Consider the following 15,813-nt stretch of genomic DNA (forward strand, 5'->3'; position numbering starts at 1 on the left):
AACACTGAAGACTACAATCTAAATTCTGAAATCTGTCATTTGAGATTTAAACCTGTATAACACCTAAATTAAATTTCTTTTCAATAGGCGAGTGGTTAGCAGCTTCAATACCCATAGAAATCCAGGTTCTGGTATCTATTGGATCAATTATGGCATCAGTCCATAATCTGGAGGCCGCATAATATGGTGAAACCTGTTCGTCATATCGCGCTTTTATTTTGTCAAAAAGTTCCTTCTCTTTCGTTTCATCTACCACTTCTCCTTTTGCTTTAAGTGAAGAAGCTTCAATTTGGGCTAATACTTTTGCTGCTTGTGTTCCTCCCATAACGGCTAATTCCGCACTTGGCCAAGCAAAAATTAATCTTGGGTCATACGCTTTTCCACACATGGCATAATTTCCGGCACCATAAGAGTTTCCTACAATAACAGTAAATTTTGGAACAACTGAATTACTCACGGCGTTTACCATTTTAGCACCATCTTTTATAATTCCACCATGTTCTGATTTAGATCCTACCATAAAACCAGTAACATCTTGAACAAATACCAAAGGAATTTTCTTTTGGTTGCAATTAGCGATAAATCGGGTGGCTTTGTCAGCACTATCGGAATAGATAACGCCTCCAAACTGCATTTCACCGTTCTTAGTTTTTACTACTTTTCGTTGATTGGCAACAATTCCCACTGCCCAGCCGTCAATTCGTGCATATCCAGTAATAATAGTTTGTCCATAGCCGTCTTTGTAGGCTTCAAACTCAGAATTATCAACCAAACGATTGATGATTTCCATCATGTCATATTGTTCATTTCGAGCTTTTGGCAAAATGCCATAAATTTCATTTTCGTCTAAAGCTGGTTTTTCCGATTTGATTCTGCTGTAACCAGCCTTATCGAAATCACCTATTTTGTCCACTATATTTTTTATTTTGTCTAATGCGTCTTTGTCGTCTTTGGCTTTATAATCCGTCACACCGGAAATCTCACAATGCGTGGTTGCTCCGCCCAATGTTTCGTTATCAATGCTTTCGCCAATGGCAGCTTTCACCAAATAACTTCCCGCCAGGAAAATACTTCCCGTTTTTTCAACAATTAAAGCTTCATCGCTCATAATTGGTAAATAGGCACCACCAGCAACACAACTTCCCATGACGGCAGCTATTTGGGTGATTCCCATGCTGCTCATTTGAGCATTATTTCTAAAAATCCGACCAAAATGTTCTTTGTCCGGGAAAATTTCATCTTGCAAAGGCAAATAAACGCCTGCACTATCTACTAAATAAATGATTGGCAACCTATTTTCCATCGCAATTTCCTGCGCACGAAGATTTTTCTTTGCAGTAATAGGAAACCAAGCGCCCGCTTTCACGGTAGCATCATTTGCCACAACAATACATTGCTTTCCTTTGATATACCCAATTTTAACCACAACGCCACCCGAAGGGCATCCGCCATGTTCTACATACATTCCTTCACCAACAAAGGCTCCAATTTCTATGCTTTTAGCTTTGGCGTCAAGCAAATAATCGATGCGTTCTCTAGCTGTCATTTTGCCTTCGCCGTGTAGTTTTTGGATGCGTTTTTCACCACCACCCAATTTCACCAGACTCAATTTTTGTCGCAATGCCGAAAGTAAAAGTTTATTGTGGTCTTCGTTTTTGTTGAAGTTCAAATCCATGATGCAATAATGTTAAAAATAGTTTGGGCTAAAATACAAAATCCAATGAAATAAAATTTATTATTTTATGGGTATAGAAAGTAAATCGGATGTAATTTTGGTATAAAAACAAAAAAACAGAAGTTACCTCCTGTTTTTTTATGAATTTAATAAAAAAAATAATTATTTGCTTTTGGATTCATTTACGAGTCTTTTCAAAATAGCCCATTGTTTTAATGCATCACGAGCTTCAACAGCAGGATAACCTAACATGGTTTTCCCTGCAGGAATATCTCCTGTAACACCAGAACCAGCACCTACAATGGCACCATCGCCTATGGTTGTGTGGTCTTTTATAGAAGCGCTTCCGCCAATAATGACTCCGTTTCCTAGCGTTACTGAACCTGCCAACCCGCTATTTCCGGCCATGATACAAAAACGGCCTAATTTACTGTTATGTCCAATTTGGACTAAATTATCAATTTTACAGCCATCACCTAAAACGGTAGAACTGAATTTTCCTCGGTCAACACATGTATTGGCGCCAATTTCAACACTATTTCCTATAATCACATTTCCAATTTGTGGGATTTTTACCAAACCTCTTTCGGGATCAGGGCGAAAACCAAAACCATCTGCTCCAATTGTCGCATTGGGATGTATAATACAATCATTTCCGATGTGACAACGCTCTCGGATTACAGCTCCAGACCAGATTACAGTATTTTTTCCTACGGTACATTCATCCAAAATAGTAACATTTGGATATAGTGTTGTATTGTCTCCAAGCACAACTTTAGGGCCTATATAACAACCGGCACCAATTCTAACACCATTACAAATAATCGCGGTTTGATCTATAACGGCAGTGGGATGAATATCAATATTAAATAATGGAGTTGGAGGTGCAAAAAGAGCTAAAACTTGCGACATGGCTAAATCAGCATTTTTTACCTTAATGAAAGCTCTGTTTTCTCCTGGTTCTATTGAAATATCCTCATTTACAACCGCAACACAAGCTTTAGAAGTTACCCAAAATTTTTCGTATTTTTTGTTTCCAATAAAAGAAATTTCAGATTCATTAGCTGCTTCAAGTTGTTCAGGAGCTGTGATATTTTGGATAGTGCTTCCCACAATAACTCCTTTTAAAATTTCATTTATTTCTTGGATGGAATAGGATTTCATTAAGTGTAGATTGGATTTGGTTTTGTTATAGTCGTCAAATAAAACAAATTGAGATTATAATTCCTAATATTTCGGGATTCTTTAACAGGATTAAAAGTGGGATTTATATAACTAAAATATTTAAATGTATAACTGAAAGCTGTAATAAACAGCTAGTTTTACTAGCTAATGTACTTTTATATATTATGAAATTAATTTCAATAAAATTATTAATTCTTACTTTTTTCTGTTCTTATTTTTCTGGAAATGCGCAGATTCAGGCTTTGTTTAACAATAAAACACAACTTCGAAATCTAACGGAACGTTGGGAATTAGATACGACTTCCGTAAGAGGGACATTTTTAGTCACTCCATATAAGCCCATGTATGTTTTACCTGTTCGCTGGTCAAATAATCCAAATGAACAACCTCATTCAGGAAATATCGATCCTGATTATATTGCACCTCCTGGGGTTGATTACAATAATATTGAAGCTAAATTTCAATTGAGTTTTAAGACTAAAGTTTTGCAGGGTATTTTTTGGGGACGCGGTGATTTATGGGTTGCTTATACACAAATATCGCATTGGCAAATTTATAATAATAACCTTTCACGACCCTTTAGAGAAGTTAATTACGAACCGGAATTGATTTTGAATATTCCCGTAAATTTTAAAATTTTTGGTTTTAAAGCCCGAATGGTTGGTGTCGCATTCAACCATGAGTCCAATGGGAAAAGTGATCCCTTCTCCAGAAGTTGGAATAGGGTTATTTTTCATGCAGGATTTGAACGTAATAATTGGACTGTTTATGTTAGACCTTGGTTACGAATGCCTGCTGCAAAAGATGATAATCCGGATATTTCTGAATATGTAGGTCGGGGAGATTTGAATGTCATTTATGCTAAAAACGGGAATATATTTTCGTTTATTGGTAGTCATAATTTAAATTTTGGTTCAAAAGCAAGGGGTAATTCCTCTTTTTCCTGGTCGTATCCCATCAAAAATAATTTGAAAGGGTATTTGTTAGTTTCTCATGGTTATGGTGAAACACTAATCGATTATAATAATCTGCAAACTACTGTTGGCGTTGGGGTTTCATTGATAGAATGGTTGTAGATTTTAGAATTTACACATTCAAAAAACGGGACTCAAATAGGGTTAACGATAAATTTGTTATGTTTGTAAGTGAGAGTAAAATATAGTTTAGAGTGTCACAGAACTTTCCTTACTGACTATTAAATAATATACCCACAATAAAATGAATTTTTCAAACCGTTTCTTGTTTTTGGCTGCAGTATTATTTTTTGGTATTAACCTGCAGGCTCAAACAAATAACACTACAATCAAAAATGCATTATTAATTGCTGCCCATAATAAAAGTAAGTTAGAAAATAGCGGACAATTGTTGGTGGTTTACAATTATCAATCAGAAAGTCATACTGCTTTTTTTGTCGCCTTAGAAAAAAAAGATAATCGTTGGATTGTAAAACAGGAGCCTGTAAAAGTGGGTATTGGTAAAAATGGTTTTGCAATGCCACTGAATAAACGCGAAGGCGATGGCAAGTCTCCAACAGGAATATTTCGTTTAGGAAAATTATATACCTATGAAAAACAACTAAACACACTATTGGAAAACCAACAAATCACTGCGGATGATAAATGGATAGATGATCCAAATTCGGATGACTACAATACATATGTGAAAGGCACTACGAATGCAAAATCGTATGAAAATTTATTATTAAAGAATGATGCGTACAAGTATTGTATGGTTATAGAATACAATATGAACCCAATTATAAAAGGAAAAGGGAGTGCTATATTTTTTCATTTGGCTGTCAAAAAATCTTCTTTTACCGCTGGTTGTGTTGCTATTGATGAAGAAAATATGAAACTGTTAGTAAATTGGCTAGATTCTAAACGAAACCCAACAATTATTATGGGGAATTTTAATGTTTTGAAAAGCGGTTTGTGAATATTACAACATTAAACGTCTAAAAAAACAAGCTGTTAAAATTAAAAAATCCCCTCAGACATTTCGATAAACGAATGTAAAGAGGATTTTTGTTATTATTTGGCTTATAATGGCTCACTGAATACTGGAAACTATTCGTCTTCCTTTTGTCCCATCATCATTAAATAGGCTTTCAAGAATTCATCAATTTCTCCATTCATAACGCCGTCAACATTACTGGTTTCATAACCGGTACGAACATCTTTGACTAATTTATAAGGTTGCATCACATAATTTCTGATTTGTGAACCCCATTCTATTTTCATTTTCCCAGCTTCGATGTCAGCGCGTTGTGCCTGTTTCTTTTTTAACTCAATTTCGTATAATTGAGATCGTAACATTTGCATCGCACGTTGTCTGTTATCTTGTTGCGAACGTGTTTCTGAACATTGTATTTGAATTCCTGTTGGTTTATGAAACAATTGTACTTTGGTTTCTACCTTATTTACATTTTGTCCTCCCGCACCACTGGATCTTGAAGTTGTAATTTCAATATCTGCAGGATTAATATCAATTTCGATACTGTCATCTACAAGCGGATAAACATAAACGGAAGCAAATGAAGTGTGACGCTTGGCATTGCTGTCAAAAGGCGAAATTCGAACCAATCGGTGTACGCCGTTTTCTCCTTTTAAATAGCCAAAAGAATAATCCCCTTCAAATTCGAGTGTTACGGTTTTAATACCCGCAGATTCTCCTTTTTGGAAATTCAGTTCTTTTATTTTATAACCGTATTTTTCACCCCACATCATGTACATACGCATGAGCATTTCGGCCCAATCGCAACTTTCAGTTCCACCGGCACCAGCGGTTATTTGCACAACTGCACTCAAAGTATCACCTTCGTCCGAAAGCATATTTTTGAATTCAATCGCTTCAATATGATTGGCTGTTAGCGAATATTGTTCTTCTAACTCTTCAGCTGTAAGTTCACCTTCTTTATAAAAATCATAGGCCAATTGCAACTCGTCAGTCATTTCGATAGCTTTGTTGTAATCTTCAATCCACTTTTTCTTGTTTCTAAGGTTTTTTACAATGACTTCAGCTTCTTTTGCATTGTTCCAAAAGTCTGGAGCAAAAGTTTTCTCTTCTTCGTTTGAGATTTCAATTAGTTTGGCATCAACGTCAAAGATACCTCCTCAACGCACCAAGGCGCTCCACAATACCCTTTATTTGTTCGGTAGTTGTCATAAATTATATTAAATTAAATAGGTCGGTTTTCCAATATTTATAAAAAATGCCGTTATATTATTCATTTAGATTAGTTTTAACTGAACTAGCTTGAATTAACAAACGGTATTATGTAATTTTGTGGCACAAAAATAGAAAAATTTTACGAAGGGACAATTCGAGAATTGTCTGTACTGAAAATAAAAATATATATGGAAATAAATTTAGTTAGCGATACGATTACCAAACCTTCTCGCGAAATGTTAGTGCATATGTTGAATGCCAAAGTAGGTGATGACGTATACAAACAAGACCCGACTGTTATTGAACTGGAAGCTAAAGTTGCCGAAATGTTCGGGATGGAAGCAGGGCTTTTTTTTCCATCAGGAACTATGGCAAACCAAACGGCGATAAAATTACACACACAACCAGGCGAGCAATTAATTGCTGATAAATATGCGCACGTGTATCATTACGAAGGCGGTGGCGTTTCTTTTAACAGTGGTGTTTCCTGCTGTTTATTAGATGGAAATCGCGGAATGATAACTGCGGAACAAGTGGCTGGAGCAATTAATGATCCTGAGTTTTATCACAGTCCTTTAACGAGTTTGGTTTGTGTGGAAAATACAACCAATAAAGGGGGTGGTGCTTGTTATGAATTAGAAGATTTGCAAAAAATAAAACAGGTTTGTGATGCCAATAATTTGAAATTTCACATGGATGGCGCCCGAATCTGGAATGCATTGGTAGTCAAAAAGCAAGATCCAAAAGCATTTGGGAAACTATTCGATACGATTTCGGTTTGTTTGTCCAAAGGTTTGGGAGCTCCAATTGGTTCAGTTTTATTGGGTGATAAAGCGACTATTCACAGAGCGTTGCGAATCCGAAAAATACTAGGTGGCGGAATGCGTCAGGTAGGCTATTTGGCGGCAGCCGGAATTTACGCCTTAGATAATAATATTGAGCGTCTTGCCGAAGACCATAGAAGAGCTAAAGAAATTGCCGAAGTATTAAAAAAGGTAAGTTGGGTAGCTTCAGTAGAGCCTGTTGAGACTAATATCTTGATTTTTTCATTAGTTCCAAATTGTATTGAAAAGAATTTAATTGAATTATTAAAACAAAAAAATATTTCAATCAGTTCTATGGGACATGGAAAATTGAGAATTGTAACGCATCTTGATTATCGGGAAGTGATGCATACGTATGTTATGGAAACACTACAAAAATTGGTATAGTAGTTCAAAAATAATTATTTCACGTTTAAGGTTTTTAGTATTATTAAAAACCTTAAACGTGATTTTTTTTTATTTAAAAAGATTGTCCATTCCTGGAATCATTGGCATATCCATTTTGGCAACAGCATCAAGTTCCGCTTCATTTGTTTTAGTCGCTTTTTCGATCGCTTTATTCAGGACTAAAATCATATAATCTTCCAGTTGTTCTTTGTCCTCTAATAAAGAATCGTCAATTGTGATTGATTTTATTTTTCTATTGGCAGTCAAAGTAACTTTCAATAAACCATCAGTACTTTGTTCATCAATAAGAACAGTGTCTAAACGTTTTTTAGTGTCTTCTATTTTTTGTTGGGTTTCTTTTAGTTTACCCATCATTCCCATTAAATCCATTTTGATAAATTTTAAATATTGAACTACGAAATTACTACATTCAGTGTAATAAGCAATGTTAAATTAGATAGAAAATAGAATCGTTTTAAAATGTGTTTGTGCTATTTTTGTAACTTCACTTAAATATAAAAGCGCAAACAATGCCAGAAAATATACAACCACCAGTTGCCAAAATAATCCCTGAAAAATTAGAGAAGTTTGATGACGTGAGAATCGATAATTACTTCTGGTTGAATGATAGAGAAAATCCTGAGGTTATTGATTACCTGAATAAAGAGAATGAGTATTACCATAAAATGACTGATCATACTAAGGGTTTTCAAAAGGAATTATTCGAAGAAATGAAGACTAGAATCAAGGAAGATGATGAATCGGTTCCTTATTTATACAATGGATATTACTACATCACCCGTTTTGAAACAGGAAAAGATTATCCTATTTATTCCCGAAAAAAGGAAAGCCTTTCGGCAAAAGAAGAAATCATGTTTGATTGTAATGAGTTGGCTAAAGGTCAATCGTATTTTCAATTAGGCGGTTTGAGTATTAGTCCTGATAATAAATTAGCTGTTTTTAGTACCGATACAATTGGAAGAAGAATTTATAATATTCAAGTTAAAAGTTTAGAAACCAATGAAATTTTAGAAGATAAAATAGAAAAAGTTACCGGAACTGCTGTTTGGGCAAATGACAATCACACCATTTTTTATTCTTCGCAAGATGAAGTTACACTGCGTTCTGATAAAGTTTTCAAACATAAATTAGGCTCAAAACAAGCGGATGATGTTTTAGTTTATTTTGAAAAAGACGATACCTATAATGTTGAAGTTGCAAAATCTAAATCTAGAAAATACTTAGCAATTGAGTCTGGAAGTACACTTACAACAGAATATCGAATATTAAATGCAGATACTCCGGACGGAAAATTTGAAATCTTTCAGAAACGAATCAGAGGAGTTGAATATAGCATTAATCACTACAAGGACAGTTTTTATATTTTGACCAATAAAGATAAAGCGGAAAATTTCAAATTGATGAAAACGCTGGAAACCGCTACATCACATGAAAATTGGATAGAAGTTATTGCGCATCGCGAAGATGTTTTATTAGAAGATATCGAAATTTTTGCTAATTATTTGGTAGTTGAAGAACGTTCGAATGGTTTGAACAAAATCAGAATTATGCCTTGGGGTGGGGAAGGGGAATATTATTTGCCTTTCGAAAGCGAAACCTATACTGCTTACAGCACAACCAATGTAGATTTTGAAACAGAAATTTTGCGTTATGGCTACCAATCCATGACAACTCCCTCTTCTATTATTGATTTCAATATGCGAACCCAAGCAAAAGAGATTAAAAAGGAGCAACAGGTTCTTGGCGGCAAATTCGATAAAAATAATTATAAAGAAGAACGCGTTTGGGCTGCAGCCAAAGATGGTACCAAAATTCCAATTTCGATGGTGTACAGAAAAGAGTTGAAAAAAGACGGGAATAATCCATTATTGCAATATGCTTATGGTTCTTATGGACATTCTATGGATGCCACTTTCTCTTCGACACGATTAACGTTATTGGATAGAGGATTTATATTTGCGATAGCGCACATTCGTGGTGGTGAAGATTTAGGAAGACAATGGTATGAAGATGGAAAATTATTAAAAAAGAAAAATACGTTTACTGATTTTATCGATTGTTCTAAGTTTCTAATTGACCAGAAATACACTTCGCCAGAACATTTATATGCCGAAGGAGGTTCTGCCGGAGGATTGCTAATGGGAGTTGTGGTGAATTTAGCACCTGAATTGTATCATGGTATAATTGCTCAAGTGCCTTTTGTTGATGTGATTACAACAATGCTGGATGATAGTATTCCGCTTACCACTGGTGAGTATGACGAATGGGGAAATCCAAATAAAAAGAAATATTACCAATATATGTTGTCTTATTCTCCTTACGATAATGTAAAAAAGCAAAATTACCCTAATATGTATGTATCTACCGGACTCCATGACTCACAAGTTCAATATTGGGAGCCTGCAAAATGGGTTGCGAAATTGAGAGACATGAAAACGGATAAAAATGTCTTATATCTTGATACTAACATGGATGCAGGTCACGGAGGAGCATCTGGGAGGTTTGAAGCCTTAAAGGAATTAGCAAAAGAATTTAGTTTTTTATTAGATTTAGAGAAAATTAAAAAGTAATTAGATTTTTTTTGTTAAATTTGCAACGTTCGGGGTTAAATTAAAAATTCTCCTCGACTAACTATTTTTTTATGAAAGAAGAAATAAACGCTTATAATAATGTTTTAGAATTAATAGGTAACACTCCACTTATTAAGCTAAATAAAGTCACCGAAGAATTAGATGGTAATTTTTACGCAAAGGTAGAAGCTTTTAATCCAGGACATTCTTCTAAAGATAGAATAGCATTATATATAATCGAAGAAGCTGAAAAAAGAGGGATTTTATCTCCTGGTGACACCATCATCGAAACTACATCCGGGAATACTGGTTTTAGTTTAGCCATGGTAAGCATCATTAAAGGCTACAACTGTATTCTTGCCGTAAGTTCTAAATCATCTAAAGACAAAATAGACATGCTACGCAGTTTAGGAGCAAAAGTTTATGTTTGTCCGGCACATGTCTCCGCTGATGATGAACGTTCATATTATAATGTTGCTAAACGTTTGCATGAAGAAACGAAAGGTTCTGTTTATATCAATCAATATTTCAATCAATTGAATATTGATGCACATTATAAATCTACAGGTCCTGAAATTTGGAAACAAACAAATGGTAAAATTACTCATCTTATCGCTTGTAGCGGAACAGGAGGAACCATTTCCGGAACAGCAAAATACTTAAAAGAACAAAATCCTAACATTAGAATTCTTGGAGTTGATGCTTTTGGTTCGGTATTAAAAAAATACCATGAGACCAGAGAATTCGATAACGATGAAATTTATCCCTATAGAATTGAAGGTTTAGGTAAAAACTTAATTCCATCTGCAACTGATTTTGATCTTATTGATAAATTCATGAAAGTTACTGATGAAGAAAGTGCGCATTCTGCCAGAGAGATTACCAGAAAAGAAGGTTTATTTGTAGGATATACATCCGGAGCAGTTTTACAAGCAATAAAACAATATGCTGACGAAGGTGAATTTGATGAAAATAGTAATGTAATTGCAATATTCCCAGATCATGGTTCTCGTTACATGAGTAAAGTGTTTAGCGATGACTGGATGAATGAACAAGGTTTCTTTGACAGTATTAATGAAGAAGAAGCCCAAAAAATTGAATTTATAAAATAAGTACTGAGATTTTAGAATCAAGTATTAAGATTGAAAACTCCATCAGCTTTAAGTTGATGGAGTTTTTGGTTTTAATGAGCTTGTTTAAACATATAGTTTTATTTCTTTTTTATCTGATAAACTGTAGGTATTAAAAACAAAAAAACTCTGGATTTCTCCAGAGTTTAAAAACTGCAATCTTAAAACTGCAATTTGATAGCTATTCTTCTTCCATAGTATGATACACGTTCATCACGTCATCATCTTCTTCTAGTTTTTCAATTAGTTTTTCTACATCGGCTACTTCAGCTTCAGATAGTTTTTTAGTTATTTGAGGGATTCTTTCAAACCCAGAAGAAAGAATTTCTAATCCTCTGTTTTCTAATTCTTTTTGAATGGTTCCAAAACTTCCAAACGGCGCATAAATTAAAATACCGTCTTCATCTTCAAAAACTTCTTCTGCGCCAAAATCGATTAATTCTAATTCTAATTCTTCAGGGTCAATTCCGTTTGCTGGAATTCTAAAGTTACAGGTATGGTCAAACATAAATTCAACAGAACCTTGTGTTCCCATTGCACCGTTACATTTGTTAAAATAACTTCTAACATTAGCGACAGTTCTGTTATTATTATCTGTAGCCGTTTCAACTAGGATTGCAATTCCATGAGGTGCATACCCTTCAAATAAAACTTCTTTATAGTTAGCGGTGTCTTTATCTGTTGCTTTTTTGATAGCACGTTCTACATTTTCTTTTGGCATATTGACTGCCTTGGAATTCTGGATAACTGCTCTTAATCTTGAGTTGGCATCAGGATTTGGGCCACCTTCCTTTACAGCCATTACAATATCTTTACCAATTCTGGTAAATGCTTTGGCCATTGCTGACCAACGTTTCATTTTTCTTCCTTTTCTGAACTCAAACGCTCTTCCCATTGCTAGTTTATTATTTTGAACTGCAAAAATACAGTTATTCCTTATTTTACCAAAATCAAATTAAATTCTTTTATCGAATTAAATAAATTAGTAGTATTATTTTATTTTAAAGTATTAAAATCTTCAATTATTGTGATTGCTTCATTCAAATAGTGGTTCTTTTTTAACGCATTCAACTGAAATTGATTGTTGGTTTCTTCTGATGGATGAATGGCTAGAAGTAATTTATTTAAATTCGAATTATAGACATTCAAATTAATACTTCCAGAATCAAATGAATTGATTTCTTCCCATAAATTGGTAATTTCATTCTGCTCTTCAAAAACGGTATCAATTGTCAATGGTATTGCTTTCTTCGGTTGGTTTACCAAATCATCAATCCTTTTATTTATTTTTTTTATATCATTAAAATAGGGATTATTAATGATTCTGAGTTTGCTTTTTTCTGATACTTTTTGAATCAATTTATTTTTTACATAAGGTTTGAATTTAATAAAAGTATCAATACTTTCATTCTTAAAAGCTGTTGGATAGCTGCTTTCCTTTTGTAAAATTGTTTCATAGATTTCGGGTGTTTGTACATTTGGTGAAACTCCTATACTTTGATGGCTTTTGCCTGTTATTCTGAAAAATTTATTGATAGTTACTTTTACAAAATTTTCATTATCATTTTCTTCTAATGGAACGATGGTTTGCATGGTCGCTTTACCTAAAGTAGTACTGCCTATCAATAACGCACGATTGTAATCTTGAAGGATGGATGCGAAAAATTCACTTGCAGACGCTGAATTTCCATTGACCAAAATAACAATTGGATCTTTATAAATCATTCCTTTATAAGGATCGTTAATGATTGTTTTTGTTTTTTTGTTATCAATGACTATTGATATTGGACCGTTATCGATAAACATTCCAGCTAATTTTACAGCTTCTTCCATTGATCCACCGCCATTATCGACTAAATCAATAACTAATCCTTTGATATTGTCTTTTTGTAATTTGGCGACTTCTTTGGCAACATCCTGTGCGCAACCTTTACCACTGTTGCCTTCTAAATCAGCATAAAAACTAGGAATTTTTATATATCCTATTTTGATGTCTTTCTCAACAATAAAACTGTAAACAGTGTTTTCTTCGTCTTTTATTACTTCTTTTTTTACAAGTACTTCAAAGCTTTTTCCGGAATTGCGTCGAAGTGTTAATATGATATTTTTGTTGGTTTCTGAGAGAATCATGTTGGAAATGGATTCCAGTGAAGCACAAGAAACCAGTAAAGTTTCCTTTAGGTTTGAAATCGAAACAATCTGATCTCCTTTTTTTATTTTTCCCGTTAGGAATGCGGGACCATTTGGATCTAATTCATCTACAATAATTTCACTTTTTTCATTTAGACTTACATTCAGTCCTAATGATAAATGTTCTTTTGATAATGAAGCTACAAAACTGGATTTGGAATCATCACTAAAATAAGCGGTATGTGGGTCGAAATAACTGCAAAAATGATTGTATAGACTTTCGGCTAAGTTGGATTCATTTTGTAATATGCTATTTATTCTGCAAAGTTCATTTTGAATTATAGTGTTTTTCGAATGCATGGCCAATGCATTAAAATTGATTTTAATAGAATCTAGATTTTTACTTACCTGAGCGATATCATCCAAAATTTCATATCGAATTTTTTTTCTCCAAACTTTCTCAACTTGTTTTTCTACTAAATAGATTGGGAATGCTTTTTTATAAAACCGAATCGTGTCTTTCCCTTCGTAGTCGATTGTTTCTTTATCGATTTTTTCTAAAATATTCTTATTTCTTAAAAGATCCTTTTTGTAAACGGAAGAGATATCGGTTAGAAAAGTACAATCTTTATCTTTGATGAGATTGTCAATATTCAAACGGTATTTTTGAGATAAAATATCATATTCTGATTTCAGAAAAATATTTCTTGAAGGATCAAGTTGGTCAATAAAGCTATCAAAAACAAAAACCGATAAACTGTCGTCTACCGGTTTTGGATTAATATGTTCGCGCTGAATTAACGCATTTATTTTAGAAAGTATTTCACAAGTTTTGACATCATTTTGACCAAATAGTGAAAATGTAGTCAAGAATAATACGAATGAAATTTTTTTCATTTATTTTTTATTTCTTATAAAAAGGTAATTTTACCACTTTGGCAGGAACATCATTTTTACGTATTCTAATGAATATATCACTGTCTAAAGCACTATTCTCAGTGGTAACGTAGCCTAAACCAATTCCTTTATTCATTGATGGTGACATGGTACCCGAAGTTACAATTCCTATTGGAGTTCCTGATGCATCAACGATTTCATAGTCATGTCTTGGTACGGCACGTTCCTGCATTTCAAAAGCGACTAATTTTTTAGAAACTCCTGCTTCTTTTTGTTTTTTAAGGTTTTCCGAATTCGTGAATTCTTTTGTGAATTTAGTGATCCATCCCAAACCAGCTTCAAGTGGAGAAGTGGTATCGTTAATGTCATTTCCGTACAAACAAAATCCCATTTCTAATCGTAACGTATCACGAGCGGCAAGACCAATTGGTTTAATTCCAAAAGGAGCTCCAGCTTCAAAAACTTTATTCCAAATTTGTTCTACTTCTGAATTTTTGCAATAAATCTCAAATCCTCCAGAACCAGTATATCCTGTAGCTGAAATAATTACGTTATCAATTCCTGCAAAATCACCCACTTCAAAATGATAATAAGGAATAGCTGATAAATCCTTAGAAGTCAGTGATTGCATTGCTTCAACAGCTTTAGGACCTTGAATAGCCAATAATGAATAATCATCAGATAAGTTTTTCATTTCGACTCCTAAATCATTATGAGTAGAAATCCAATCCCAATCTTTATCAATATTTGAAGCATTTACGACTAATAAATACTGCTCCTCTTTCATTTTGTAAACAATTAAATCATCTACAATTCCGCCATCATTGTTTGGTAAACAAGAGTATTGTGCTCTTCCAATGGTCAAAGTTGATGCGTCATTAGAAGTTACTTTTTGAATTAAAGCTAATGCATCTGGTCCGGTAAGCAAGAATTCACCCATGTGAGAAACATCAAAAACACCCACGGCATTTCGAACCGTTTCATGTTCAGCATTCACACCTTCATATAAAATAGGCATATTGTATCCGGCAAACGGAAGCATTTTCGCTCCCAAACTCTCGTGTATGTGCGTAAGCGCAGTGTTTTTCATTGTTGTTTTGTATAGAATTTCAAGTGGCTAATTTATTGATTTTATTTCGGGTGACAAAGGCGTAAAGAAGCAAAATTTAAAGTTTCAAACGTTTTCGAAATAACAAGCTGAACAATTTTTTTAAAATAATTTTTAGGATTTAATCCAATGAAGTTAGGAAGCTATTTCCTGTTATTCATTACAGTCTTTTCCTTTTTAATGTTTAATTTTACAATTAATTAATTTGAGGTCTCTAATTTGCGAAAGCAAAAAATCAAGCATCATGAAAAAAAAGATATTAGTTATTATAACACTATTTTTTGTTACCATTTTCTATGGTCAAAATCAAACGGTTATTGGCAAATGGAAAACGATTGATGACGAAACCGGGAAAGCCAAATCAATAGTGGAAATCTATGAGAAATCTGGAAAGATTTATGGTAAAGTAATTGAAATTCTCGAAGAAGAACATAGAAAAAAAGTTTGTAGCAATTGTTCAGGTGAGGATAAAAACAAGCCTATTCTTGGAATGATAGTAATAAAAGGATTAACAAAAGATGGAAATGAATATACAAGAGGTAAAATCTTAGATCCTAAAAACGGGAAACTTTATAAATGTTACATCACTTTAGAATCAAAAGACAAACTTAAAGTCCGTGGTTTTATTGGGATTTCATTGTTTGGGCGAACACAATATTGGTACAGAGTAAAAAGTTAATTCACATTGAATGAATTTAATATCCGTCCAAATAATAAT

Annotated in this window: 13 protein-coding genes; 6 read left to right on the plus strand and 7 right to left on the minus strand. The window is 33.7% G+C overall.

Annotated elements, in window-relative coordinates:
- Positions 1 to 46: 46 nt before the first annotated feature.
- A complete protein-coding gene (locus tag OA85_RS14700; protein WP_039110566.1) occupies positions 47 to 1,675 on the minus strand; it encodes an acyl-CoA carboxylase subunit beta in 1,629 nt (542 codons plus the stop codon).
- A 162-nt stretch (positions 1,676 to 1,837) separates the two neighbouring features.
- Positions 1,838 to 2,839 (minus strand): UDP-3-O-(3-hydroxymyristoyl)glucosamine N-acyltransferase, encoded by a 1,002-nt coding sequence (gene lpxD, locus OA85_RS14705; RefSeq protein WP_039110568.1) that lies wholly within the window; start codon positions 2,837 to 2,839, stop codon positions 1,838 to 1,840.
- A 185-nt stretch (positions 2,840 to 3,024) separates the two neighbouring features.
- Here lpxD and OA85_RS14710 point away from each other — a divergent pair, with 185 nt between their 5' ends.
- Positions 3,025 to 3,936 (plus strand): phospholipase A, encoded by a 912-nt coding sequence (locus OA85_RS14710; protein WP_039110569.1) that lies wholly within the window; start codon positions 3,025 to 3,027, stop codon positions 3,934 to 3,936.
- A 142-nt stretch (positions 3,937 to 4,078) separates the two neighbouring features.
- The gene (locus tag OA85_RS14715) at positions 4,079 to 4,795 is read left to right on the plus strand and encodes a L,D-transpeptidase (RefSeq protein WP_052257279.1); all 717 of its coding nucleotides are present in this window, start codon (positions 4,079 to 4,081) and stop codon (positions 4,793 to 4,795) included.
- 131 nt (positions 4,796 to 4,926) lie between these two features.
- On the opposite strand, the gene prfB is transcribed toward OA85_RS14715, so the two are convergent.
- Positions 4,927 to 6,025 (minus strand): peptide chain release factor 2 gene (prfB, locus tag OA85_RS14720; RefSeq protein WP_156129473.1). Its coding sequence is split into 2 segments (ribosomal slippage): positions 4,927 to 5,961 and positions 5,963 to 6,025, totalling 1,098 coding nucleotides; the frame shifts between segments, so codons are not numbered across the junction.
- Between the two features lie 191 nt (positions 6,026 to 6,216).
- Here prfB and OA85_RS14725 point away from each other — a divergent pair.
- Positions 6,217 to 7,239, plus strand: coding sequence for a low specificity L-threonine aldolase (locus OA85_RS14725; RefSeq protein ID WP_039110573.1), 1,023 nt, complete (start codon positions 6,217 to 6,219; stop codon positions 7,237 to 7,239).
- A 69-nt stretch (positions 7,240 to 7,308) separates the two neighbouring features.
- Here the strand turns inward: OA85_RS14725 and OA85_RS14730 are convergent, their stop codons facing one another.
- Positions 7,309 to 7,629 carry a YbaB/EbfC family nucleoid-associated protein gene (locus tag OA85_RS14730; protein WP_035671607.1) on the minus strand — a complete coding sequence of 107 codons (321 nt, stop codon included), beginning with the start codon at positions 7,627 to 7,629 and terminating at the stop codon, positions 7,309 to 7,311.
- A gap of 140 nt (positions 7,630 to 7,769) precedes the next feature.
- Between OA85_RS14730 and OA85_RS14735 the strand changes: the two genes are divergently transcribed.
- Together OA85_RS14735 and OA85_RS14740 are read left to right on the plus strand one after the other, a co-directional pair.
- Entirely contained in the window at positions 7,770 to 9,830 is a 2,061-nt protein-coding gene (locus OA85_RS14735; protein ID WP_039110574.1) for a S9 family peptidase, read from the plus strand.
- Positions 9,831 to 9,901: 71 nt separating this feature from the next.
- Positions 9,902 to 10,942 carry a PLP-dependent cysteine synthase family protein gene (locus OA85_RS14740; protein WP_039110575.1) on the plus strand — a complete coding sequence of 347 codons (1,041 nt, stop codon included), beginning with the start codon at positions 9,902 to 9,904 and terminating at the stop codon, positions 10,940 to 10,942.
- Positions 10,943 to 11,141: 199 nt separating this feature from the next.
- Here OA85_RS14740 and OA85_RS14745 read toward each other — a convergent pair whose 3' ends face one another.
- The 3 genes from OA85_RS14745 to gcvT form a co-directional block, all read right to left on the minus strand.
- Positions 11,142 to 11,855: a YebC/PmpR family DNA-binding transcriptional regulator gene (locus tag OA85_RS14745; protein ID WP_035671611.1), complete on the minus strand. Its 714-nt coding sequence runs from the start codon at positions 11,853 to 11,855 to the stop codon at positions 11,142 to 11,144.
- A 101-nt stretch (positions 11,856 to 11,956) separates the two neighbouring features.
- Entirely contained in the window at positions 11,957 to 13,987 is a 2,031-nt protein-coding gene (locus OA85_RS14750; RefSeq protein ID WP_039110577.1) for a carboxy terminal-processing peptidase, read from the minus strand.
- 7 nt (positions 13,988 to 13,994) lie between these two features.
- Positions 13,995 to 15,077, minus strand: a complete 1,083-nt coding sequence (gcvT, locus tag OA85_RS14755) for a glycine cleavage system aminomethyltransferase GcvT (RefSeq protein WP_039110578.1) — start codon at positions 15,075 to 15,077, stop codon at positions 13,995 to 13,997.
- Between the two features lie 262 nt (positions 15,078 to 15,339).
- Here gcvT and OA85_RS14760 point away from each other — a divergent pair, with 262 nt between their 5' ends.
- A complete protein-coding gene (locus OA85_RS14760) occupies positions 15,340 to 15,774 on the plus strand; it encodes a DUF2147 domain-containing protein (RefSeq protein ID WP_039110581.1) in 435 nt (144 codons plus the stop codon).
- The last annotated feature ends 39 nt before the right edge of the window (positions 15,775 to 15,813 follow it).

The organism is Flavobacterium sp. AED (assembly GCF_000812945.1).
Taxonomy (GTDB): domain Bacteria; phylum Bacteroidota; class Bacteroidia; order Flavobacteriales; family Flavobacteriaceae; genus Flavobacterium.

Coding starts and splice junctions, on each gene's coding strand:
- OA85_RS14700 (WP_039110566.1), bottom strand. CDS start 1,675: ATGGATTTGAACTTCAACAAAAACGAAGACCACAATAAACTTTTACTT.
- lpxD (WP_039110568.1), bottom strand. CDS start 2,839: ATGAAATCCTATTCCATCCAAGAAATAAATGAAATTTTAAAAGGAGTT.
- OA85_RS14710 (WP_039110569.1), top strand. CDS start 3,025: ATGAAATTAATTTCAATAAAATTATTAATTCTTACTTTTTTCTGTTCT.
- OA85_RS14715 (WP_052257279.1), top strand. CDS start 4,079: ATGAATTTTTCAAACCGTTTCTTGTTTTTGGCTGCAGTATTATTTTTT.
- OA85_RS14725 (WP_039110573.1), top strand. CDS start 6,217: ATGGAAATAAATTTAGTTAGCGATACGATTACCAAACCTTCTCGCGAA.
- OA85_RS14730 (WP_035671607.1), bottom strand. CDS start 7,629: ATGGATTTAATGGGAATGATGGGTAAACTAAAAGAAACCCAACAAAAA.
- OA85_RS14735 (WP_039110574.1), top strand. CDS start 7,770: ATGCCAGAAAATATACAACCACCAGTTGCCAAAATAATCCCTGAAAAA.
- OA85_RS14740 (WP_039110575.1), top strand. CDS start 9,902: ATGAAAGAAGAAATAAACGCTTATAATAATGTTTTAGAATTAATAGGT.
- OA85_RS14745 (WP_035671611.1), bottom strand. CDS start 11,855: ATGGGAAGAGCGTTTGAGTTCAGAAAAGGAAGAAAAATGAAACGTTGG.
- OA85_RS14750 (WP_039110577.1), bottom strand. CDS start 13,987: ATGAAAAAAATTTCATTCGTATTATTCTTGACTACATTTTCACTATTT.
- gcvT (WP_039110578.1), bottom strand. CDS start 15,077: ATGAAAAACACTGCGCTTACGCACATACACGAGAGTTTGGGAGCGAAA.
- OA85_RS14760 (WP_039110581.1), top strand. CDS start 15,340: ATGAAAAAAAAGATATTAGTTATTATAACACTATTTTTTGTTACCATT.